This window comes from Streptomyces acidicola, from assembly GCF_009377235.1.
Taxonomy (GTDB): domain Bacteria; phylum Actinomycetota; class Actinomycetes; order Streptomycetales; family Streptomycetaceae; genus Streptomyces; species Streptomyces acidicola.
The window spans coordinates 1-21,552 of the sequence record NZ_VMNX01000119.1; the positions used below are offsets into that span (position 1 = coordinate 1).

At 66.9% G+C, this 21,552-nt stretch carries 16 protein-coding genes and 1 tRNA gene; 14 read left to right on the plus strand and 3 right to left on the minus strand.

Features of this window, described 5'->3' with window-relative positions; all coding sequences use genetic code 11:
• Positions 1 to 124: 124 nt before the first annotated feature.
• Positions 125 to 757: an NAD(P)-dependent oxidoreductase gene (locus FPZ41_RS27060; RefSeq protein WP_152866282.1), complete on the minus strand. Its 633-nt coding sequence runs from the start codon at positions 755 to 757 to the stop codon at positions 125 to 127.
• Between the two features lie 97 nt (positions 758 to 854).
• Here FPZ41_RS27060 and FPZ41_RS27065 point away from each other — a divergent pair, with 97 nt between their 5' ends.
• On the plus strand, positions 855 to 1,466 hold the full coding sequence (locus tag FPZ41_RS27065; RefSeq protein ID WP_322620787.1) for a TetR/AcrR family transcriptional regulator: 612 nt from the start codon (positions 855 to 857) through the stop codon (positions 1,464 to 1,466).
• 7 nt (positions 1,467 to 1,473) lie between these two features.
• Here FPZ41_RS27065 and FPZ41_RS27070 read toward each other — a convergent pair whose 3' ends face one another.
• The gene (locus FPZ41_RS27070; protein WP_152866283.1) at positions 1,474 to 2,505 is read right to left on the minus strand and encodes an adenosine deaminase; all 1,032 of its coding nucleotides are present in this window, start codon (positions 2,503 to 2,505) and stop codon (positions 1,474 to 1,476) included.
• Positions 2,506 to 2,695: 190 nt separating this feature from the next.
• Positions 2,696 to 3,922, minus strand: coding sequence for a pyridoxal phosphate-dependent aminotransferase (locus FPZ41_RS27075; protein WP_152866284.1), 1,227 nt, complete (start codon positions 3,920 to 3,922; stop codon positions 2,696 to 2,698).
• Positions 3,923 to 4,270: 348 nt separating this feature from the next.
• Here FPZ41_RS27075 and FPZ41_RS27080 point away from each other — a divergent pair.
• The 13 genes from FPZ41_RS27080 to fusA all read left to right on the plus strand — a co-directional run bounded on the left by FPZ41_RS27080 (position 4,271) and on the right by fusA (position 21,459).
• Positions 4,271 to 4,343, plus strand: a tRNA-Trp gene (locus tag FPZ41_RS27080).
• Between the two features lie 109 nt (positions 4,344 to 4,452).
• Entirely contained in the window at positions 4,453 to 4,737 is a 285-nt protein-coding gene (gene secE, locus FPZ41_RS27085) for a preprotein translocase subunit SecE (RefSeq protein WP_131561432.1), read from the plus strand.
• Positions 4,738 to 4,814: 77 nt separating this feature from the next.
• Positions 4,815 to 5,645, plus strand: coding sequence for a transcription termination/antitermination protein NusG (gene nusG, locus FPZ41_RS27090; protein ID WP_322620788.1), 831 nt, complete (start codon positions 4,815 to 4,817; stop codon positions 5,643 to 5,645).
• Between the two features lie 202 nt (positions 5,646 to 5,847).
• Positions 5,848 to 6,282 (plus strand): 50S ribosomal protein L11, encoded by a 435-nt coding sequence (gene rplK / locus FPZ41_RS27095; RefSeq protein WP_019756559.1) that lies wholly within the window; start codon positions 5,848 to 5,850, stop codon positions 6,280 to 6,282.
• 103 nt (positions 6,283 to 6,385) lie between these two features.
• Positions 6,386 to 7,111 (plus strand): 50S ribosomal protein L1, encoded by a 726-nt coding sequence (rplA, locus tag FPZ41_RS27100; protein ID WP_322620789.1) that lies wholly within the window; start codon positions 6,386 to 6,388, stop codon positions 7,109 to 7,111.
• Positions 7,112 to 7,385: 274 nt separating this feature from the next.
• Positions 7,386 to 8,240 (plus strand): LolA-like protein, encoded by an 855-nt coding sequence (locus FPZ41_RS27105; protein WP_194236230.1) that lies wholly within the window; start codon positions 7,386 to 7,388, stop codon positions 8,238 to 8,240.
• Between the two features lie 320 nt (positions 8,241 to 8,560).
• Positions 8,561 to 9,091, plus strand: a complete 531-nt coding sequence (rplJ, locus tag FPZ41_RS27110; RefSeq protein WP_131561440.1) for a 50S ribosomal protein L10 — start codon at positions 8,561 to 8,563, stop codon at positions 9,089 to 9,091.
• A 121-nt stretch (positions 9,092 to 9,212) separates the two neighbouring features.
• Positions 9,213 to 9,596 carry a 50S ribosomal protein L7/L12 gene (gene rplL, locus FPZ41_RS27115; RefSeq protein ID WP_322620791.1) on the plus strand — a complete coding sequence of 128 codons (384 nt, stop codon included), beginning with the start codon at positions 9,213 to 9,215 and terminating at the stop codon, positions 9,594 to 9,596.
• Positions 9,597 to 10,195: 599 nt separating this feature from the next.
• Positions 10,196 to 13,681, plus strand: a complete 3,486-nt coding sequence (rpoB, locus tag FPZ41_RS27125) for a DNA-directed RNA polymerase subunit beta (RefSeq protein ID WP_152866286.1) — start codon at positions 10,196 to 10,198, stop codon at positions 13,679 to 13,681.
• 97 nt (positions 13,682 to 13,778) lie between these two features.
• Positions 13,779 to 17,678: a DNA-directed RNA polymerase subunit beta' gene (locus FPZ41_RS27130; protein WP_322620790.1), complete on the plus strand. Its 3,900-nt coding sequence runs from the start codon at positions 13,779 to 13,781 to the stop codon at positions 17,676 to 17,678.
• 770 nt (positions 17,679 to 18,448) lie between these two features.
• Positions 18,449 to 18,820 (plus strand): 30S ribosomal protein S12, encoded by a 372-nt coding sequence (gene rpsL, locus FPZ41_RS27135; RefSeq protein WP_003948652.1) that lies wholly within the window; start codon positions 18,449 to 18,451, stop codon positions 18,818 to 18,820.
• 2 nt (positions 18,821 to 18,822) lie between these two features.
• Positions 18,823 to 19,293 carry a 30S ribosomal protein S7 gene (rpsG, locus tag FPZ41_RS27140; RefSeq protein WP_152866287.1) on the plus strand — a complete coding sequence of 157 codons (471 nt, stop codon included), beginning with the start codon at positions 18,823 to 18,825 and terminating at the stop codon, positions 19,291 to 19,293.
• 39 nt (positions 19,294 to 19,332) lie between these two features.
• On the plus strand, positions 19,333 to 21,459 hold the full coding sequence (fusA, locus tag FPZ41_RS27145; protein WP_152866288.1) for an elongation factor G: 2,127 nt from the start codon (positions 19,333 to 19,335) through the stop codon (positions 21,457 to 21,459).
• Positions 21,460 to 21,552 lie beyond the last annotated feature (93 nt).

Genomic DNA, 21,552 nt, shown 5'->3' on the forward strand with positions numbered 1-21,552 from the left:
CGCGGCATTGCCACCCGCTATGACAAGACCCCCGAGAGCTACCTTGCCGGACTCCACCTACGAGGCGCCGTCATCTGGATCCGCAGCCTTCAGCCAAGTCGCTGATCACGACTCCGTACAGGCCCTAGTAGGCCACCCCGACCGGCTGCTTCACCGTCGCCGGGTCGGCGGTCGCCGTCAGCATCGCGTGGGCCACGTCCGCGCGGGAGAGGGTCCGGCCCTTGGGTGGGTTGCCGCCGATGACCGTGCGGTAGGTGCCGGTCAGAGGGCCGTTCGTCAGCCGGGGCGGGCGTACCGCCGTCCAGTCCGCGGCACTGCGGGACAGCTCGCCCTCCGTCTCCCGCAGGTCCTCGTAGACATCCTTCAGGACCGTCCACAACACCGAGCGCGCGGCGCGGTCGATGACCGGGGCGCCCGGCGACGGCTCGGCGAGCGGGAACGCGCTCACCACCACGATCCGGCGTACGCCCTCGGCGTCCATGGCCTCCAGGACGGTGCGCGTCAGCCGGGACGCTACCCCCGCGTCCTTGCGCGACCGGGCGCCGAGACCGGACAGCACCGCGTCCCTGCCCGCCACCACGGGGCGCAACGTCTCCGCAGCCGTGAGGTCCGCGCGGACCACCTCCAGTCCGGAACCCGTCACGGTGAGCCGGGCCGGGTCCCGTACCACCGCTGTGACCTGGTGGCCCGCGGAGAGTGCCTGGCGGACCACCTCCTGACCGACGCCGCCCGTGGCGCCGAACACCGTGAGCTTCATGTGCCCTCCCAAAGTGGGTAAGTGTTCACTCACCTCTAGAGTGGGTAAGCACTCACCCACCCGTCAAGTCCTCCGTCCGTATCGCACAGGGAGCGCCGTGCAGCAGAAACCCGCCCGGATCCGCATCCTCGACGCCGCCCACGAACTGATGCTCACCGTGGGCCTCGCACGGACCACCACCAAGGAGATCGCCAGGGCTGCCGGCTGCTCGGAGGCCGCGCTCTACAAGTACTTCGCGAGCAAGGAGGAGCTCTTCATCCGTGTGCTCCAGGAGCGGCTGCCCAGACTCGGGCCACTCCTGGACAGGCTCACCGCCGAGCCGGAGCAGCGGACCGTCGAGGAGAACCTCACGGAGATCGTCCGCCAGGCGGCTCTCTTCTACGAGCAGAGCTTCCCGATCGCCGCCTCCCTGTACGCCGAGACCCAGCTCAAGCGCCGGCACGAGGAGTCCATGCGGAAGATGGGAGTGGGCCCGCACATGCCGATCCAGGGCCTGGACGCGTACCTGCGCGCCGAACAGCGCGCGGGCCGCATCCACCCGGACGCCGACACCTTCGCGGCCGCCTCGCTCCTCCTCGGCGCCTGCGCCCAGCGCGCGTTCGCCTACGACGCCACGGAGGAGGGCGCCCCCCCGCCGCTGGACACCTTCGCGCCCGCCCTGGCCCGCACCCTCCTGCGCGGCGTGTCGGTCGCCGACGGACCCCGCTGAGCCGGACTTACGCGGCGAGCCAGTCGTCCACCCCCGACAGCAGCTTCGCCTTCATGTCGTCCGGGGCCGCCGAGCCCCGTACCGACTGGCGGGCCAGCTCGGCCAGTTCGGCGTCCGTGAAACCGTGGTGACGGCGGGCGATCTCGTACTGGGCCGCGAGGCGTGAACCGAACAACAGGGGGTCGTCCGCGCCGAGCGCCATCGGGACCCCGGCCTCGAACAGCGTTCGCAGGGGGACGTCCTCGGGCTTCTCGTAGACGCCGAGAGCGACGTTGGAGGCCGGGCACACCTCGCAGGTGACCCCCCGCTCGGCGAGCCGCCTCAGCAGCCGCGGGTCCTCCGCCGCGCGCACCCCGTGCCCGATCCGTGAGGCGTGCAGATCGTCCAGGCAGTCCCGGACCGACGACGGGCCGGTCAGCTCACCGCCGTGCGGTGCCGACAGCAGCCCGCCGTCCCGCGCGATCGCGAACGCCCGGTCGAAGTCCCGCGCCATGCCCCGCCGCTCGTCGTTGGAGAGGCCGAAACCGACGATGCCGCGGTCGGCGTACCGCACAGCCAGCCGCGCCAGCGTGCGCGCGTCCAGCGGGTGCTTCATACGGTTCGCGGCGACGAGGACGCGCATCCCGAGACCCGTCTCGCGCACGGCCGTGTCCACCGCGTCCAGGATGATCTCCAGGGCCGGGATGAGCCCGCCCAGCCGGGGCGCGTACGACGTGGGGTCGACCTGGATCTCCAGCCAGCCGGAGCCGTCCCTGATGTCCTCCTCGGCGGCCTCGCGCACCAGCCGCTGGATGTCCTCGGGCTCTCTGAGGCAGGACCGCGCCGCGTCGTACAGCCGCTGGAAGCGGAACCAGCCCCGCTCGTCCGTCGCCCGCAGCTTCGGCGGCTCCCCGGTGGTCAGCGCTCCGGTCAGAGCCTCGGGCAGCCGCACGCCGTACTTGTCGGCGAGTTCCAGGACGGTTGCGGGCCGCATCGACCCGGTGAAGTGCAGGTGCAGATGAGCCTTGGGCAGCTCAGAGACATCACGTACGTGCTCCATTCAAGGATCGTGCCGTACGCCGCCGCCGCATCGGTAGCGCTTTCCCCGATCGTGGTCTTGCTCGCACGCAAAGACGACGAAAAGGGTGGAGCCCACCTCCTCACGTGAGTCGGTGGGCTCCAGCCGCGCGCGTGGTGCGCGAAAAACAAGAACGACGTCGCAACAACGTCCCTGAGACGTACGAAGAACGTCAGTCCGTAGCCTCGGCCAGCAGCTTCTGGATGCGGCTCACGCCCTCGACGAGATCCTCGTCACCGAGCGCGTACGACAGTCGCAGGTACCCCGGCGTGCCGAACGCCTCGCCCGGGACGACCGCGACCTCGGCCTCCTCCAGGATGAGCGCGGCCAGTTCGACGGTGTTCTGCGGACGCCTGCCGCGGATCTCCTTGCCGATGAGGCCCTTCACGGAGGGGTACGCGTAGAAGGCGCCCTCGGGCTCCGGGCAGAGCACGCCGTCGATCTCGTTGAGCATCCGCACGATGGTCCGGCGGCGGCGGTCGAAGGCCTCACGCATCTTGGCGACGGCCGTCAGGTCGCCCGAGACGGCGGCGATCGCGGCCACCTGGGCGACGTTCGAGACGTTCGACGTGGCGTGCGACTGGAGGTTGGTCGCGGCCTTGACGACGTCCTTCGGGCCGATGACCCAGCCCACGCGCCAGCCGGTCATCGCGTAGGTCTTGGCGACGCCGTTGACCACGATGCACTTGTCGCGCAGCTCCGGCAGGATCGCGGGGAGGGACACGGAGCGCGCGTCGCCGTAGACCAGGTGCTCGTAGATCTCGTCCGTGAGCACCCACAGGCCGTGCTCGACGGCCCAGTGGCCGATCGCCTCGGTCTCGGCCTCGCTGTACACGGAGCCGGTCGGGTTGGACGGCGACACGAAGAGGACGACCTTGGTCTTCTCCGTGCGGGCGGCCTCCAGCTGCTCGACCGAGACCCGGTAGCCCGTGGTCTCGTCCGCGACGACCTCGACCGGGACACCGCCGGCGAGGCGGATCGACTCCGGGTACGTCGTCCAGTACGGCGCCGGGACGATGACCTCGTCGCCCGGGTCGAGGATCGCGGCGAAGGCCTCGTAGATGGCCTGCTTGCCGCCGTTGGTGACCAGGATCTGGGAGGCGTCGACCTCGTAGCCAGAGTCCCGCAGCGTCTTCGCGGCGATCGCGGCCTTCAGCTCGGGCAGACCGCCCGCAGGCGTGTAGCGGTGGTACTTCGGGTTCTTGCAGGCCTCGACGGCCGCCTCGACGATGTAGTCCGGGGTCGGGAAGTCGGGCTCGCCGGCGCCGAAGCCGATCACCGGACGCCCGGCGGCCTTGAGGGCCTTGGCCTTGGCGTCCACGGCGAGGGTGGCGGACTCGGAGATCGCGCCGACTCGGGCGGAGACCCGGCGCTCGGTGGGAGAGGTAGCAGCGCTCATGACCCCATCGTTTCAGACACGAAACGCCCGCGGCACGCCGGTTTCACTTGCCGGTCGACTCAGCCTGTCTCCAAGGCACTTGCCTGAGCGAATGCGACCTCGGTGCCGTGGCAGGCCGCGACCGACCGGCCGACGGGATGGGAACAACCGTCCGGAGGTGGGCGGCGGCATGGTCGTTATCCGGGCGATCCGCCGCCGATCTTCCGCCGGGAAAGCATCCACAGGCACTTTCCGTTCGACGACCGGCCCGGGAGCACGTACACTCTCACCTCGTTGGCCTCTGCGGGCCGCGCTCACCCGGTGCACACCGAGCACTCGGGCGGATGCGGTACGTTTGGGGGGAACCAAAGGGTCGTAGCTCAATTGGTAGAGCACTGGTCTCCAAAACCAGCGGTTGGGGGTTCAAGTCCCTCCGGCCCTGCAACACACTCCTTACGCCAGGAAGTGTGCGCATGTACGTACAGCACTGCACCGCCGTGCGGCTCAGACCGGGCGCGGCACGGCCACGACCCGGAATCAGGTGAGGACGAGTGACGGACGCCGTGGGCTCCATCGACATGCCTGATGCCCAGGATGAGGCGCCGGAGTCGAAGAAGACCCGTAAGGGCGGCAAGCGCGCCAAGAAGGGCCCCTTCAAGCGCCTGGCCCTGTTCTACCGCCAGATCGTCGCGGAGCTCCGCAAGGTCGTCTGGCCGACCCGCTCTCAGCTGACGACGTATACGACCGTGGTGATCGTCTTCGTCGTCATCATGATCGGTCTGGTGACTGTGATTGACTTCGGACTCGACAAGGCCGCCAAGTACGTCTTCGGCTGAGCCGAAAGCGAAGGGCGCCGTACCCGGCGCCCCTTTCGCGTGTTCCACCGCCATGAATCCAGGAAGAAGCAGCCACCGTGTCTGACCCGAACGTGAACGACGCCATCGAGCCTCGTGGGGAAGGTGTCGAGTCCGTGGACGACGAGCTCGACATCGTCAAGGGAGCGGACGAGGTCGACGAGGACGAGGCTGCCGAAGCCAAGGCGGGGAAGCCGGCCGAGGAAACCGCCGTGCATGCCGAGGCCGAGGACGAGGACGAGAGTGAGGCCGCCGCGGAGGAGGCCGAGCCCGTCGATCCCGTCGCCGCGCTGCGCGAGGAACTGCGGACTCTGCCCGGCGAGTGGTACGTCATCCACACGTACGCCGGCTACGAGAACCGCGTGAAGACCAACCTGGAGCAGCGCGCCGTCTCGCTGAACGTCGAGGACTACATCTTCCAGGCCGAGGTGCCGCAGGAGGAGGTCGTCCAGATCAAGAACGGCGACCGCAAGACCATCCGTCAGAACAAGCTCCCCGGCTACGTCCTGGTGCGCATGGACCTGACGAACGAGTCCTGGGGCGTCGTCCGCAACACGCCCGGCGTCACCGGCTTCGTGGGCAACGCCTACGACCCGTACCCGCTGACGCTCGACGAGATCGTCAAGATGCTCGCCCCGGAGGCCGAGGAGAAGGCCGCCCGTGAGGCCGCCGAGGCCGAGGGCAGGCCGGCTCCGGCCCGCAAGGTCGAGGTCCAGGTGCTGGACTTCGAGGTCGGCGACTCGGTCACCGTCACCGACGGCCCGTTCGCCACACTCCAGGCGACCATCAACGAGATCAACCCCGACTCGAAGAAGGTCAAGGGTCTCGTCGAGATCTTCGGCCGCGAGACGCCGGTCGAGCTCAGCTTCGACCAGATCCAGAAGAACTAGTTCCACAAGAACTGGTTCCACGACCGGAACTCCCGGACTTCTGGACTTATCGCTTCCGCGCAGGTCAGGCAGGCTCTCGTAGCCGGTCTGACCTGCGCGGTTTTTGGCCGTGCATCTATACCCGTTATCGTTGCGCGGTATGCCTTCATCCGGGACGCGACCCGGGCGGAGGCGCACTCGAATCGAAAGGACCCGGAGAGCAATGCCTCCCAAGAAGAAGAAGGTCACGGGGCTCATCAAGCTCCAGATCCAGGCCGGTGCCGCGAACCCGGCTCCGCCGGTCGGCCCGGCGCTGGGTCAGCACGGCGTCAACATCATGGAGTTCTGCAAGGCCTACAACGCCGCGACCGAGTCGCAGCGCGGTTGGGTCATCCCGGTGGAGATCACGGTCTACGAGGACCGCTCCTTCACCTTCATCACCAAGACGCCGCCGGCCGCCAAGATGATCCTCAAGGCCGCGGGCGTGGAGAAGGGCTCCGGCGAGCCGCACAAGACCAAGGTCGCCAAGATCACCGAGGCGCAGGTCCGCGAGATCGCCCAGACCAAGCTGCCCGACCTCAACGCCAACGACCTGGACGCCGCCGCGAAGATCATCGCCGGTACCGCGCGTTCCATGGGCGTCACGGTCGAGGGCTGAACCCCACCTTCGTAGAACCATGCAGCTGCCGAACAGGCAGCCGCACGTGGCAGGGCCTGCTCGGCCCGTACCACGACTCCTTTCAGAACACACAGGAGCAGTTGTGAGCAAGCGCAGCAAGGCTCTCCGCGCTGCGGACGCCAAGATCGACCGGGAGAAGCTGTACGCCCCGCTCGAGGCCGTCCGTCTCGCCAAGGAGACCTCCACGACCAAGTTCGACGGCACCGTCGAGGTCGCCTTCCGCCTGGGTGTCGACCCGCGCAAGGCCGACCAGATGGTCCGTGGCACCGTGAACCTCCCGCACGGCACCGGTAAGACCGCCCGGGTCCTGGTCTTCGCGACCGGTGACCGTGCCGAGGCCGCACGCGCCGCGGGCGCCGACATCGTCGGCTCCGACGAGCTGATCGACGAGGTGTCGAAGGGGCGTCTGGACTTCGACGCCGTCGTCGCCACCCCGGACCTCATGGGCAAGGTCGGCCGCCTCGGCCGCGTGCTCGGTCCCCGTGGTCTCATGCCGAACCCCAAGACGGGCACCGTGACCCCGGACGTCACCAAGGCCGTCAACGACATCAAGGGCGGCAAGATCGAGTTCCGCGTCGACAAGCACTCGAACCTGCACTTCATCATCGGCAAGACGTCGTTCGACGACAGCAAGCTGGTGGAGAACTACGGCGCGGCGCTGGAGGAGATCCTCCGTCTGAAGCCGTCCGCCGCCAAGGGCCGCTACATCAAGAAGGCCGCCATCACCACCACGATCGGCCCCGGCATCCCGGTGGACCCCAACCGCACCCGCAACCTCCTCACCGAGGAGGACCCGGCCGCCGTCTGAGCCCTACGCTCTTTTCGGTAGTCGGTTCGCGCAGGCGTTCCGGTCAGCGAGCCCCGCAACCTTTCGAGGTGCGGGGCTCGTCCCTTTTAGCGGTGGCGACCGCATCGCTCCATGACGTAGCCCAGCGCCCTTGCCGGGCGCGTGAAGCGGGCCACACCGGGCGGGGAGAAAGTCCGGGGGACACAGGTATCCGCCTGGTATACGCTCTCGGTCTTGCTATGAATCGATCAAGCGTTCCTTGGGGGGACTCATGGGGATTTCTGTGTACGGATCCATGCGTCAGAAGGTGACGGGCGCGGCGCTCGCCGCCCTGCTGCTCAGCGGTGGAGCGGTCGCCTGTGGGAAGGAGACCGGAAGCGACTCCGCGAAGGAGGAGTCTCCGAAGATGACGCCCGCGGCGGCCGTGGCGAAGGCGGCGAAGAACACGGACGACATCACCTCTCTGAGCTACCGGATGACCGGCGAGGTCCCGGAGCAGGGGCGCATCAAGGGCGAGGCGCAGATGCGCATGAAGCCAACGATTGCCATGAGCATGAAGATGGCGGCGCTCGACCAGAGCGAGGCCAACGAGGTCGAGATCCGGCTCGTCGACAAGGCCATGTACCTCGACGGAGGCGCCGAGGCCGCGAAGGAGATGGACGGAAAGCGCTGGATCAAGTTCGACATGGACGCGCTCGGGAAGGACGCCGAAGCCATGGGCGGCGACTCGCTGGGCGCCCAGGCCGACGAGAACCCGGCCCAGCAGTCCACCTTCCTCACCGGCTCCAAGGACGTGAAGGAGGTCGGCACCGAGACCGTCGACGGCGTCGAGACCACCCACTACAAGGGCACGGTCACCCTCGACCAGTTCCGCGCGTCCCTCAAGGACGAGGACAAGGCCACCCGCGAGCAGCGCGAGAAGGCCATCAAGCAGTACGAGGACATGGGCATCGACAGCCTCACGATGGACATGTGGATCGACGACGAGGACCACACCAAGCAGTTCCGCATGAAGGGCGAGGCCGACAAGGGCCCGCTCGACATGACCATCACGTTCCTCGACTACAACAAGCCGGTGACCGTGGAGGCCCCGCCGGCCAAGGACACGATGGACCTCGGCGAGATGATGGAGGCGGCCCAGCAGGGCTGACGTCCGTCCACGGCCGTGCCCCGTCCACAGGGGCGCGGCCGAACGGATTTGCTTGACACGCCCCGTGTCATCTACGCTCACCCAGAAGCCAAAGACCGCTGGTCGTTGCCGTGGCACTCCTCGGAGGGCCCGGCGGCCGAAGGATCCGCTTGAACTGCGGACGACCCGCGCAGGTGACTGTGGAAGTGCTCCTGGACCGGTTCCGTTTCCCGATGGAATTCGTCCGGTCGAGCTACGCCCCGTGCGCCTGCGCCGGGGCGTTTCGTTTATGCCGGCCCCTTCCGAGCGGTCCTCATCACCCGGAAGGAGGCCGACGCTCTATGCCGACGCCCGACAAGGCTGCCGCGGTAGCCGAGCTCACGGACAAGTTCCGCAGCTCGAACGCCGCTGTGCTGACCGAGTACCGGGGTCTCACCGTGGCCCAGCTCAAGACGCTGCGCCGTTCGCTCGGTGAGAACTCCGAGTACGCCGTGGTGAAGAACACGCTGACCAAGATCGCGGCCAACGCGGCCGGGATCAACACGCTCGACGACCTGTTCAACGGTCCGACGGCGGTCGCCTTCGTCACCGGTGACCCGGTGGAGTCGGCCAAGGGTCTTCGTGACTTCGCCAAGGACAACCCGAACCTCGTCATCAAGGGCGGTGTCCTTGACGGCAAGGCGTTGTCCGCCGACGAGATCAAGAAGCTTGCGGACCTCGAGTCCCGCGAGGTTCTGCTCGCCAAGCTGGCGGGCGCCCTGAAGGGCAAGCAGACGCAGGCTGCTCAGGTCTTCCAGGCGCTCCCGTCGAAGCTCGTCCGCACCGTGGACGCGCTTCGTGCCAAGCAGGACGAGCAGGGCGGTGCCGAGTAATTCGGCTCGCGAAATGACCGCCGCCTGAGGCAGCCCGCCGAAGGCAACGGTCGTAGCGGGCCGAACGTACGCCCGCCAGACATGTACATCCGGCACCAGCCGAATTAGTGGAAGGAAAGCCATCGTGGCTCTCACCCAGGACGAACTGCTCGCCGAGTTCGAGGGCATGACCCTCATCCAGCTCTCCGAGTTCGTGAAGGCGTTCGAGGAGAAGTTCGACGTCACCGCCGCCGCCGCGGTCGCCGTCGCGGGCCCCGCCGCCCCGGGCGCCCCGGTCGAGGCCGCTGAGGAGCAGGACGAGTTCGACGTCATCCTCACCGGCGCCGGCGACAAGAAGATCCAGGTCATCAAGGTCGTGCGTGAGCTGACCTCGCTCGGCCTGAAGGAGGCCAAGGACCTGGTGGACGGCGCCCCGAAGCCCGTCCTCGAGAAGGTCGCCAAGGACGCCGCCGAGAAGGCCGCCGAGTCCCTCAAGGGCGCCGGCGCCTCCGTCGAGGTCAAGTAAGACCTCAGGGGTCCGTACGGATCCTGACGCCGCGCAGTTCCTCCGTGGGGCTGTAACGCAGACGCACTGAAGGGCGATCACCCAAGTGGGTGGTCGCCCTTCGGCGTTCCGGACGTTGTCGGACGGCTGCCTTGCACTGTGGGTTCCGACGAGTATGGTGATCTTCGTTGTGCCTCCGGGCACCCCGGTGACCGGCTGCGAGTGACGATCGCGGCACGCGGTTCGGGCTAGGGGGCCTTGACGAACTGCACGCAGCGCGCAATTCTCAGGACGCGTCGTCACAACGATCCGCATCCGAGGCATGGATCGACGACGAAGAGGGAAGTATCGATGTGCATCGAGGGCGTGGCTTGTCGCAGGTGTTGACGAACAACGAGGGTTTTCGAAGGTCCGCAAACCCGCACTGGACATCAGTGGGCCAAGTGGCTACACTGACCCTTTGCGCTGCCTGTTAGCTGTTTCCTGCCCGTCACCAGGAACCTGCCCTCGCCCGAGCACCGACGATTGAAGCGTCCCTGACCTGGGACTTTCCTTCTCTGTGTGTGGTCGAGGGGGCCGGTACGCGCGTAGTGAGTCCGAGCCCTCGGAAGGACCCCCTCTTGGCCGCCTCGCGCACTGCCTCGAACGCGAATATGAACAACGGCGCCAGCACCGCCCCGCTGCGCATCTCCTTTGCAAAGATCAAGGAGCCTCTCGAGGTTCCCAACCTGCTCGCGCTGCAGACCGAGAGCTTCGACTGGCTGCTCGGCAACACCGCCTGGCAGAGTCGGGTCGAGGAGGCTCTGGAGTCCGGTCAGGACGTCCCCACCAAGTCCGGTCTGGAGGAGATCTTCGAGGAGATCTCCCCGATCGAGGACTTCTCCGGGTCGATGTCGCTGACGTTCCGCGACCACCGCTTCGAGCCGTCGAAGAACTCCATCGACGAGTGCAAGGAGCGCGACTTCACCTACGCCGCGCCCCTCTTCGTCACGGCCGAGTTCACCAACAACGAGACCGGCGAGATCAAGTCCCAGACCGTCTTCATGGGCGACTTCCCGCTCATGACGAACAAGGGCACGTTCGTCATCAACGGCACCGAGCGTGTCGTGGTGTCGCAGCTGGTCCGTTCGCCCGGTGTCTACTTCGACTCCTCGATCGACAAGACGTCCGACAAGGACATCTTCTCCGCCAAGATCATCCCGTCCCGGGGTGCCTGGCTGGAGATGGAGATCGACAAGCGCGACATGGTCGGTGTCCGCATCGACCGCAAGCGCAAGCAGTCCGTGACCGTCCTCCTCAAGGCGCTCGGCTGGACCACCGAGCAGATCCTCGAGGAGTTCGGCGAGTACGAGTCCATGCGCGCCACCCTGGAGAAGGACCACACCCAGGGCCAGGACGACGCGCTGCTCGACATCTACCGCAAGCTGCGTCCGGGCGAGCCCCCCACGCGTGAGGCCGCGCAGACGCTGCTGGAGAACCTGTACTTCAACCCCAAGCGCTACGACCTCGCCAAGGTCGGCCGCTACAAGGTCAACAAGAAGCTGGGTGCGGACGCTCCGCTCGACGCGGGCGTCCTGACCGTCGAGGACGTCATCTCGACGATCAAGTACCTGGTGAAGCTGCACGCGGGCGAGATCGAGACGGTCGGCGACAACGGCACGCAGATCGTCGTCGAGACCGACGACATCGACCACTTCGGCAACCGCCGTCTGCGCAACGTCGGCGAGCTCATCCAGAACCAGGTCCGTACGGGTCTGGCGCGTATGGAGCGTGTCGTCCGCGAGCGCATGACCACGCAGGACGTCGAGGCGATCACGCCGCAGACGCTGATCAACATCCGGCCGGTCGTCGCCTCCATCAAGGAGTTCTTCGGCACCAGCCAGCTGTCGCAGTTCATGGACCAGAACAACCCGCTGTCGGGTCTCACCCACAAGCGCCGTCTGTCGGCCCTTGGTCCGGGTGGTCTCTCCCGTGAGCGGGCCGGCTTCGAGGTCCGTGACGTGCACCCGTCGCACTACGGCCGCATGTGCCCGATCGAGACCCCTGAAGGCCCGAACATCGGTCTGATCGGCTCGCTGGCCTCGTACGGCCGGGTCAACGCGTTCGGTTTCGTCGAGACCCCGTACCGCAAGGTCAACAACGGTCAGGTCACCGACGAGGTCGACTACCTCACGGCCGACGAAGAGGACCGGTACGTCATCGCGCAGGCCAACGCCACGCTGACGGACGAGCTCCGCTTCGCCGAGGCGCGCGTCCTGGTGCGCCGCCGTGGCGGTGAGGTCGACTACGTCAGTCCCGAGGACGTCGACTACATGGACGTCTCGCCGCGCCAGATGGTGTCGGTCGCGACCGCCATGATCCCCTTCCTCGAGCACGACGACGCCAACCGTGCCCTCATGGGCGCGAACATGATGCGTCAGGCCGTGCCGCTGATCAAGTCCGAGTCCCCGCTCGTCGGCACCGGCATGGAGTACCGCTCCGCCGTCGACGCCGGCGACGTGGTCAAGGCCGAGAAGGCGGGTGTGGTCCAGGAGGTCTCCGCGGACTACATCACCACGGCCAACGACGACGGCACGTACATCACGTACCGCCTGGCCAAGTTCGCCCGTTCCAACCAAGGCACCTCGGTCAACCAGAAGGTCATCGTCAACGAGGGCGACCGCGTCATCGAGGGCCAGGTCCTCGCCGACGGTCCGGCCACCCAGAACGGCGAGATGGCGCTCGGCAAGAACCTGCTGGTCGCGTTCATGCCGTGGGAGGGTCACAACTACGAGGACGCGATCATCCTGTCGCAGCGCCTCGTGCAGGACGACGTCCTCTCCTCGATCCACATCGAGGAGCACGAGGTCGACGCCCGTGACACCAAGCTCGGCCCCGAGGAGATCACCCGGGACATCCCGAACGTCTCCGAGGAGGTCCTCGCCGACCTCGACGAGCGCGGCATCATCCGCATCGGTGCCGAGGTCATCGCCGGTGACATCCTCGTCGGCAAGGTGACCCCGAAGGGTGAGACCGAGCTGACGCCGGAGGAGCGCCTGCTGCGCGCGATCTTCGGTGAGAAGGCCCGTGAGGTCCGTGACACCTCGCTGAAGGTGCCGCACGGCGAGACCGGCAAGGTCATCGGCGTCCGCGTCTTCGACCGCGAGGAGGGCGACGAGCTTCCCCCGGGTGTGAACCAGCTTGTGCGCGTGTACGTGGCGCAGAAGCGCAAGATCACCGACGGTGACAAGCTCGCCGGCCGTCACGGCAACAAGGGTGTCATCTCCAAGATCCTGCCGATCGAGGACATGCCGTTCCTGGAGGACGGCACCCCGGTCGACATCATCCTCAACCCGCTGGGTGTCCCGTCCCGAATGAACCCGGGACAGGTCCTGGAGATCCACCTCGGCTGGCTCGCCAGCCGCGGCTGGGACGTCTCCGGCCTCGCGGACGACTGGGCGCAGCGCCTGCAGGCCATCGAGGCCGACCGGGTCGACCCGGGCACGAACGTCGCGACCCCCGTCTTCGACGGTGCGCGCGAGGACGAGCTCGCGGGTCTGCTGAACCACACGATCCCGAACCGCGACGGCGAGCGCATGGTGCTCCCGTCCGGCAAGGCGCCGCTGTTCGACGGCCGCTCCGGCGAGCCGTTCCCGGAGCCGATCTCGGTCGGCTACATGTACATCCTCAAGCTGCACCACCTGGTCGACGACAAGCTGCACGCCCGCTCGACCGGCCCGTACTCGATGATCACCCAGCAGCCGCTGGGTGGTAAGGCCCAGTTCGGTGGCCAGCGGTTCGGCGAGATGGAGGTGTGGGCGCTGGAGGCCTATGGCGCCGCGTACGCCCTCCAGGAGCTGCTGACCATCAAGTCCGACGACGTCACCGGCCGCGTGAAGGTCTACGAGGCCATCGTCAAGGGCGAGAACATCCCCGAGCCCGGCATCCCCGAGTCCTTCAAGGTGCTCATCAAGGAGATGCAGTCCCTTTGCCTGAACGTGGAGGTGCTGTCCAGCGACGGTATGTCCATCGAGATGCGTGACACCGACGAGGACGTCTTCCGCGCTGCGGAGGAGCTCGGCATCGACCTGTCCCGGCGCGAGCCGAGCAGCGTCGAAGAGGTCTGACGGGAGTCCGGCGGACCTTGAGCGATCAAGGTCCGCCGGCCCCGGGACCCCCGTTTCAGACCCCAAGACTTACAACCCTGAGAGGGATTGACGCATAGTGCTCGACGTCAACTTCTTCGACGAGCTCCGGATCGGCCTGGCCACCGCTGACGACATCCGTCAGTGGAGCCACGGCGAGGTCAAGAAGCCCGAGACCATCAACTACCGCACCCTCAAGCCCGAAAAGGACGGACTCTTCTGCGAGAAGATCTTCGGCCCCACCCGGGACTGGGAGTGCTACTGCGGCAAGTACAAGCGCGTCCGCTTCAAGGGCATCATCTGTGAGCGCTGCGGCGTCGAGGTGACTCGCGCCAAGGTGCGCCGTGAGCGGATGGGCCACATCGAGCTGGCCGCTCCCGTCACGCACATCTGGTACTTCAAGGGCGTTCCCTCGCGCCTCGGCTACCTGCTCGACCTCGCTCCGAAGGACCTGGAGAAGGTCATCTACTTCGCGGCGTACATGATCACGTACGTCGACGAGGAGCGCCGTACGCGTGACCTGCCCTCCCTGGAGGCGCACGTCTCCGTCGAGCGGCAGCAGATCGAGAACCGCCGGGACGCCGACCTGGAGGCCCGCGCCAAGAAGCTCGAGACCGACCTGGCCGAGCTGGAGGCCGAGGGCGCCAAGGCCGACGTGCGCCGCAAGGTGCGCGAGGGCGCCGAGCGTGAGATGAAGCAGCTGCGCGACCGTGCGCAGCGCGAGATCGACCGCCTCGACGAGGTCTGGACCCGGTTCAAGAACCTCAAGGTCCAGGACCTGGAGGGCGACGAGCTCCTCTACCGCGAGCTGCGTGACCGCTTCGGCACGTACTTCGACGGTTCGATGGGCGCCGCGGCGCTGCAGAAGCGCCTGGAGTCCTTCGACCTGGACGAGGAGGCCGAGCGCCTCCGCGAGATCATCCGTACCGGCAAGGGCCAGAAGAAGACCCGTGCGCTCAAGCGCCTGAAGGTCGTCTCCGCGTTCCTGCAGACCAGCAACAGCCCCAAGGGCATGGTGCTCGACTGCGTGCCGGTCATCCCGCCGGACCTGCGTCCGATGGTGCAGCTGGACGGTGGCCGCTTCGCGACCTCCGACCTGAACGACCTGTACCGCCGTGTCATCAACCGCAACAACCGTCTGAAGAGGCTCCTGGACCTCGGTGCCCCGGAGATCATCGTCAACAACGAGAAGCGCATGCTTCAGGAGGCTGTTGACGCCCTCTTCGACAACGGCCGCCGCGGCCGTCCGGTCACCGGTCCCGGTAACCGTCCGCTGAAGTCCCTCAGCGACATGCTGAAGGGTAAGCAGGGTCGTTTCCGTCAGAACCTGCTCGGTAAGCGCGTCGACTACTCGGCCCGTTCCGTGATCGTCGTCGGTCCGCAGCTGAAGCTGCACCAGTGCGGTCTGCCCAAGGCGATGGCGCTGGAGCTCTTCAAGCCGTTCGTGATGAAGCGCCTGGTGGACCTGAACCACGCGCAGAACATCAAGAGCGCCAAGCGCATGGTCGAGCGCGGCCGTACGGTCGTGTACGACGTGCTGGAAGAGGTCATCGCGGAGCACCCGGTTCTGCTGAACCGTGCGCCCACGCTGCACCGCCTCGGCATCCAGGCCTTCGAGCCGCAGCTGGTCGAGGGCAAGGCCATCCAGATCCACCCGCTCGTCTGCACCGCGTTCAACGCGGACTTCGACGGTGACCAGATGGCCGTGCACCTGCCGCTGTCCGCGGAGGCGCAGGCCGAGGCCCGCATCCTGATGCTGTCCTCGAACAACATCCTCAAGCCCGCCGACGGCCGTCCGGTGACGATGCCGACCCAGGACATGGTCCTCGGTCTGTTCTTCCTCACCACCGACGGCGAGATGCGGGAGGTCAAGGGCGAGGAGCGTTCGTTCTCGTCCGTGGCCGAGGCGATCATGGCGTTCGACGCCGGCGAGCTCTCGCTGCAGTCGCGCGTGGACATCCGCTTCCCGGTGGGCACCATCCCGCCGCGCGGCTGGACCCCGCCGGTTCAGGAGGAGGGCGAGCCGGAGTGGCAGCAGGGTGACAGCTTCCGGCTGAACACCACGCTGGGCCGCGCGCTCTTCAACGAGCTGCTGCCCGAGGACTACCCGTTCGTCGACTACGAGGTCGGCAAGAAGCAGCTCTCCGAGATCGTCAACGACCTCGCCGAGCGCTACCCCAAGGTCATCGTGGCGGCGACGCTCGACAACCTGAAGGCGGCCGGCTTCTTCTGGGCGACCCGTTCCGGTGTCACCGTGGCCATCTCCGACGTCGTCGTCCCCGAGGCGAAGAAGGAGATCGTCGCCAAGTGGGAGGCCGCGGACGAGAAGATCCAGAAGCAGTACGAGCGCGGTCTGATCACCAAGGACGAGCGCACCCAGGAGCTCATCGGGATCTGGACCAACGCGACCAACGAGGTCGCCGAGGCCATGAACGAGAACTTCCCGAAGACCAACCCCATCTTCATGATGGTGAACTCGGGTGCCCGAGGAAACATGATGCAGATGCGCCAGATCGCCGGTATGCGCGGTCTGGTGTCGAACGCCAAGAACGAGACCATCCCGCGGCCCATCAAGGCGTCGTTCCGTGAGGGTCTGTCCGTGCTGGAGTACTTCATCTCCACGCACGGTGCCCGTAAGGGTCTGGCGGACACCGCTCTGCGTACCGCCGACTCGGGTTACCTCACCCGTCGTCTGGTCGACGTGTCGCAGGACGTCATCATCCGCGAGGAGGACTGCGGCACCGAGCGCGGTCTGAAGCTGAAGATCGCCGAGCGCGGTGCCGACGGCACGCTGCGCAAGACCGATGATGTCGAGACCAGCGTCTACGCCCGCATGCTCGCCGAGGACGTCGTCATCGACGGCAAGGTGATCGCGCCGGCCAACGTGGACCTCGGCGACGTGCTCATCGACCAGCTGGTGCACCACGGGATCGAGCAGGTCAAGACCCGTTCGATCCTGACCTGTGAGTCTCAGGTCGGCACCTGTGCCATGTGCTACGGCCGCTCGCTGGCCACCGGCAAGCTGGTCGACATCGGTGAGGCGGTCGGCATCATCGCCGCCCAGTCCATCGGTGAGCCCGGTACCCAGCTGACGATGCGTACCTTCCACACCGGTGGTGTGGCCGGTGACGACATCACCCAGGGTCTGCCCCGTGTCGTCGAGCTCTTCGAGGCCCGTACCCCGAAGGGTGTCGCCCCGATCTCCGAGGCCTCCGGCCGCGTGCGGATCGAGGAGACCGAGAAGACCAAGAAGCTCGTCGTCACCCCGGACGACGGCAGCGACGAGACGGCGTTCCCGATCTCGAAGCGTGCCAAGGTCCTGGTCCGTGAGGGCGACCACGTCGAGGTGGGCCAGCAGCTCACCGTGGGTGCCACCAACCCGCACGACGTGCTGCGCATCCTGGGTCAGCGTGCCGTCCAGGTCCACCTGGTCGGCGAGGTCCAGAAGGTCTACAACTCGCAGGGCGTGTCGATCCACGACAAGCACATCGAGATCATCATCCGGCAGATGCTGCGCCGTGTGACGATCATCGAGTCCGGCGACGCCGAGCTGCTGCCCGGCGAGCTCGTGGAGCGCTCGAAGTTCGAGACCGAGAACCGTCGCGTGGTCCAGGAAGGCGGCCACCCGGCCTCCGGCCGTCCGCAGCTGATGGGTATCACCAAGGCCTCGCTGGCGACCGAGTCGTGGCTTTCGGCGGCGTCCTTCCAGGAGACGACCAGGGTCCTCACGGACGCGGCGATCAACGCCAAGTCCGACTCCCTGATCGGCCTCAAGGAGAACGTCATCATCGGTAAGCTCATCCCGGCCGGTACGGGTCTGTCCCGCTACCGCAACATCCGGGTCGAGCCGACCGAGGAGGCCAAGGCCGCGATGTACTCGGCCGTGGGCTACGACGACATCGACTACTCGCCGTTCGGCACGGGCTCCGGCCAGGCCGTGCCGCTGGAGGACTACGACTACGGTCCGTACAACCAGTAAGGCGTACGTCTGAAGCACTGAAGGGCGGTCACCCTGTGGGGTGGCCGCCCTTCGGCGTGTGTGAAGGCTGTCAGCGGGGCTCTCCTCGACGAACTGCACACCGCCGTTGGTCGGACGCCGCGCCCGCGTGTTCGTCGGCCAGCGGCTCGGAGCGCCGCCCGACGGGGGCGAGCGCGTACGGCACGGGGCCACGACCTCAGCCCGGCACACCTATCCGATCCAAGTCCGTGCACGGGGCCCCAAGTGCTCGATGCGGCTCGTGGGCCAGATGTCATCGTTCGTTGGCCCGCGATGCCTGAGGAGTTGGCTGAGCAGGTCCATCTGGGCACGGATCATGCGGAGTTGGTCCTCGCGCAGGCCGTCGGTCGCGGATGGGGCGTGGGGTGGGCGCTCATCGTCGCGATCCCCATCGCGGCGGGGCCGGCGTCCCCCGGCCCCACCTGCGCGAACCCCCGTAACAGAAGATCGCCGGCAGTGGATTCGAAGATCAGGTGCGGCATGGGGTCTTGACATGTTCCGCATGGTGATGCGGGCGGCGCCCATTTGTTTTGACCGCAGCGAATGAGGTAGGTACGCTCAGACCTTGTGCCTGGGGTGTGCCCTGGCTCTCGTGCGTGCCATCAACCGCATGGCGAGCCGTCATCGGCCACCGTAATCTGCGCCCTTTTCGCCTTGCGGCGGGAGTCTGCGGGATTCGACACACCCGACCGCGTGGGTCGGCGACGTTCCAGGTTAGCTGTACCTTTCGGCACACAGAAACCGGAGAAGTAGTGCCTACGATCCAGCAGCTGGTCCGCAAGGGCCGGCAGGACAAGGTCGAGAAGAACAAGACACCCGCACTTGAGGGTTCTCCTCAGCGTCGGGGCGTCTGCACGCGTGTGTTCACGACCACCCCGAAGAAGCCGAACTCGGCCCTGCGTAAGGTCGCGCGTGTGCGTCTGACCAGCGGGATCGAGGTCACCGCCTACATTCCGGGTGAGGGTCACAACCTGCAGGAGCACTCCATCGTGCTCGTGCGCGGTGGCCGTGTGAAGGACCTGCCGGGTGTTCGCTACAAGATCATCCGCGGTTCGCTCGACACCCAGGGTGTCAAGAACCGCAAGCAGGCCCGCAGCCGTTACGGCGCCAAGAAGGAGAAGTAAGAATGCCTCGTAAGGGCCCCGCCCCGAAGCGCCCGGTCATCATCGACCCGGTTTACGGCTCCCCTGTGGTGACCTCCCTGATCAACAAGGTGCTGCTGAACGGCAAGCGCTCCACCGCCGAGCGCATCGTCTACGGCGCCATGGAGGGCCTGCGCGAGAAGACCGGCAACGACCCGGTCATCACGCTCAAGCGCGCTCTTGAGAACATCAAGCCGACCCTTGAGGTCAAGTCCCGCCGTGTCGGTGGTGCGACCTACCAGGTCCCGATCGAGGTCAAGCCCGGTCGTGCCAACACGCTCGCCCTGCGCTGGCTGGTCGGTTACTCCCGCGCCCGTCGCGAGAAGACCATGACCGAGCGTCTGCTCAACGAACTCCTCGACGCCTCCAACGGCCTCGGTGCCGCGGTGAAGAAGCGCGAGGACACCCACAAGATGGCCGAGTCCAACAAGGCCTTCGCGCACTACCGCTGGTAGTCGCAGACCCCATCGAGACCGAGAGAAGACTGAAGCCTTATGGCTACCACTTCACTTGACCTGGCCAAGGTCCGCAACATCGGGATCATGGCCCACATCGACGCGGGCAAGACGACCACCACCGAGCGGATCCTCTTCTACACCGGCGTCAGCTACAAGATCGGTGAAGTCCACGACGGCGCTGCCACCATGGACTGGATGGAGCAGGAGCAGGAGCGTGGCATCACGATCACCTCTGCTGCCACCACCTGTCACTGGCCGCTCGAGGACAACGACTACACGATCAACATCATCGACACCCCGGGGCACGTCGACTTCACGGTCGAGGTGGAGCGCTCGCTGCGCGTCCTCGACGGTGCCGTCACGGTGTTCGACGGTGTCGCCGGTGTGGAGCCGCAGTCCGAGACGGTGTGGCGTCAGGCCGACCGTTACGGCGTGCCGCGCATCTGCTTCGTGAACAAGCTGGACCGCACCGGTGCCGAGTTCCACCGCTGCGTCGACATGATCTCGGACCGCCTTGGTGCGCAGCCGCTGGTCATGCAGCTTCCGATCGGTGCCGAGGCCGACTTCAAGGGCGTCGTGGACCTGGTCCGCATGAAGGCGCTCGTGTGGTCCGCCGAGGCCGCCAAGGGCGAGATGTACGACGTCGTCGACATCCCGGCCACGCACACCGAGGCTGCCGAGGAGTACCGCGGCAAGCTGATCGAGGGCGTCGCCGAGAACGACGAAGAGATCATGGAGCTGTACCTGGAGGGCCAGGAGCCCACCGAGGAGCAGCTGTACGCCGCGATCCGTCGCATCACCATCGCGTCCGGCAAGTCCAGCGACACCACGGTCACCCCGGTGTTCTGTGGCACCGCGTTCAAGAACAAGGGCGTCCAGCCCCTGCTCGACGCGGTCGTGCGCTACCTGCCGACCCCGCTCGACGTCGAGGCCATCGAGGGCCACGACGTGAAGGACCCCGAGCTGGTCGTCAAGCGCAAGCCGTCCGAGGACGAGCCGCTGTCCGCGCTGGCGTTCAAGATCATGAGCGACCCGCACCTCGGCAAGCTCACCTTCGTCCGGGTCTACTCGGGCCGCCTGGAGTCCGGCACCGCCGTGCTGAACTCCGTCAAGGGCAAGAAGGAGCGCATCGGCAAGATCTACCGCATGCACGCCAACAAGCGTGAGGAGATCGACTCGGTGGGCGCCGGCGACATCGTCGCCGTCATGGGCCTGAAGCAGACCACCACCGGTGAGACGCTGAGCGACGACAAGAACCCGGTCATCCTGGAGTCCATGGACTTCCCGGCGCCGGTGATCCAGGTCGCCATCGAGCCCAAGTCCAAGGGTGACCAGGAGAAGCTGGGTGTCGCCATCCAGCGTCTCGCGGAGGAGGACCCCTCCTTCCAGGTTCACTCCGACGAGGAGACCGGCCAGACCATCATCGGTGGTATGGGCGAGCTGCACCTCGAGGTGCTGGTCGACCGTATGCGCCGTGAGTTCAAGGTCGAGGCCAACGTCGGCAAGCCGCAGGTCGCGTACCGCGAGACGATCCGCAAGGCCGTCGAGCGCGTCGACTACACGCACAAGAAGCAGACTGGTGGTACCGGCCAGTTCGCCAAGGTGCAGATCGCGATCGAGCCGATCGAGGGCGGCGACGCCTCGTACGAGTTCGTGAACAAGGTGACCGGTGGTCGTATCCCGAAGGAGTACATCCCTTCGGTCGACGCCGGTGCGCAGGAGGCCATGCAGTTCGGCATCCTCGCGGGCTACGAGATGACCGGCGTGCGCGTCACGCTGATCGACGGTGGCTACCACGAGGTCGACTCCTCCGAGCTGGCGTTCAAGATCGCCGGTTCGCAGGCCTTCAAGGAGGCCGCGCGCAAGGCCAGCCCCGTGCTGCTGGAGCCGATGATGGCCGTTGAGGTCACCACGCCCGAGGACTACATGGGCGAGGTCATCGGCGACATCAACTCCCGTCGTGGCCAGATCCAGGCCATGGAGGAGCGTGCCGGTGCCCGCGTCGTGAAGGGCCTGGTTCCGCTGTCGGAGATGTTCGGCTACGTCGGCGACCTCCGCAGCAAGACGTCGGGTCGCGCGAGCTACTCGATGCAGTTCGACTCCTACGCCGAGGTTCCGCGGAACGTCGCCGAGGAGATCATCGCGAAGGCCAAGGGCGAGTAACGCACCCCGTTCACACGCCGTAGGCTTGACTCCGGAGCCTTGAGGGGCATTCACCCGCATTCGTGGGGGAGTGCCCCGGGGCCCGGGCTTTCC

Excerpts from the sequence above, each read along its gene's own strand:
- FPZ41_RS27060 (WP_152866282.1), bottom strand. The coding sequence starts at position 757 with ATGAAGCTCACGGTGTTCGGCGCCACGGGCGGCGTCGGTCAGGAGGTG.
- FPZ41_RS27070 (WP_152866283.1), bottom strand. The coding sequence starts at position 2,505 with ATGGAGCACGTACGTGATGTCTCTGAGCTGCCCAAGGCTCATCTGCAC.
- FPZ41_RS27075 (WP_152866284.1), bottom strand. The coding sequence starts at position 3,922 with ATGAGCGCTGCTACCTCTCCCACCGAGCGCCGGGTCTCCGCCCGAGTC.
- rplK (WP_019756559.1), top strand. The coding sequence starts at position 5,848 with ATGCCTCCCAAGAAGAAGAAGGTCACGGGGCTCATCAAGCTCCAGATC.
- FPZ41_RS27105 (WP_194236230.1), top strand. The coding sequence starts at position 7,386 with ATGCGTCAGAAGGTGACGGGCGCGGCGCTCGCCGCCCTGCTGCTCAGC.
- rplJ (WP_131561440.1), top strand. The coding sequence starts at position 8,561 with ATGCCGACGCCCGACAAGGCTGCCGCGGTAGCCGAGCTCACGGACAAG.
- rpsG (WP_152866287.1), top strand. The coding sequence starts at position 18,823 with ATGCCTCGTAAGGGCCCCGCCCCGAAGCGCCCGGTCATCATCGACCCG.
- fusA (WP_152866288.1), top strand. The coding sequence starts at position 19,333 with ATGGCTACCACTTCACTTGACCTGGCCAAGGTCCGCAACATCGGGATC.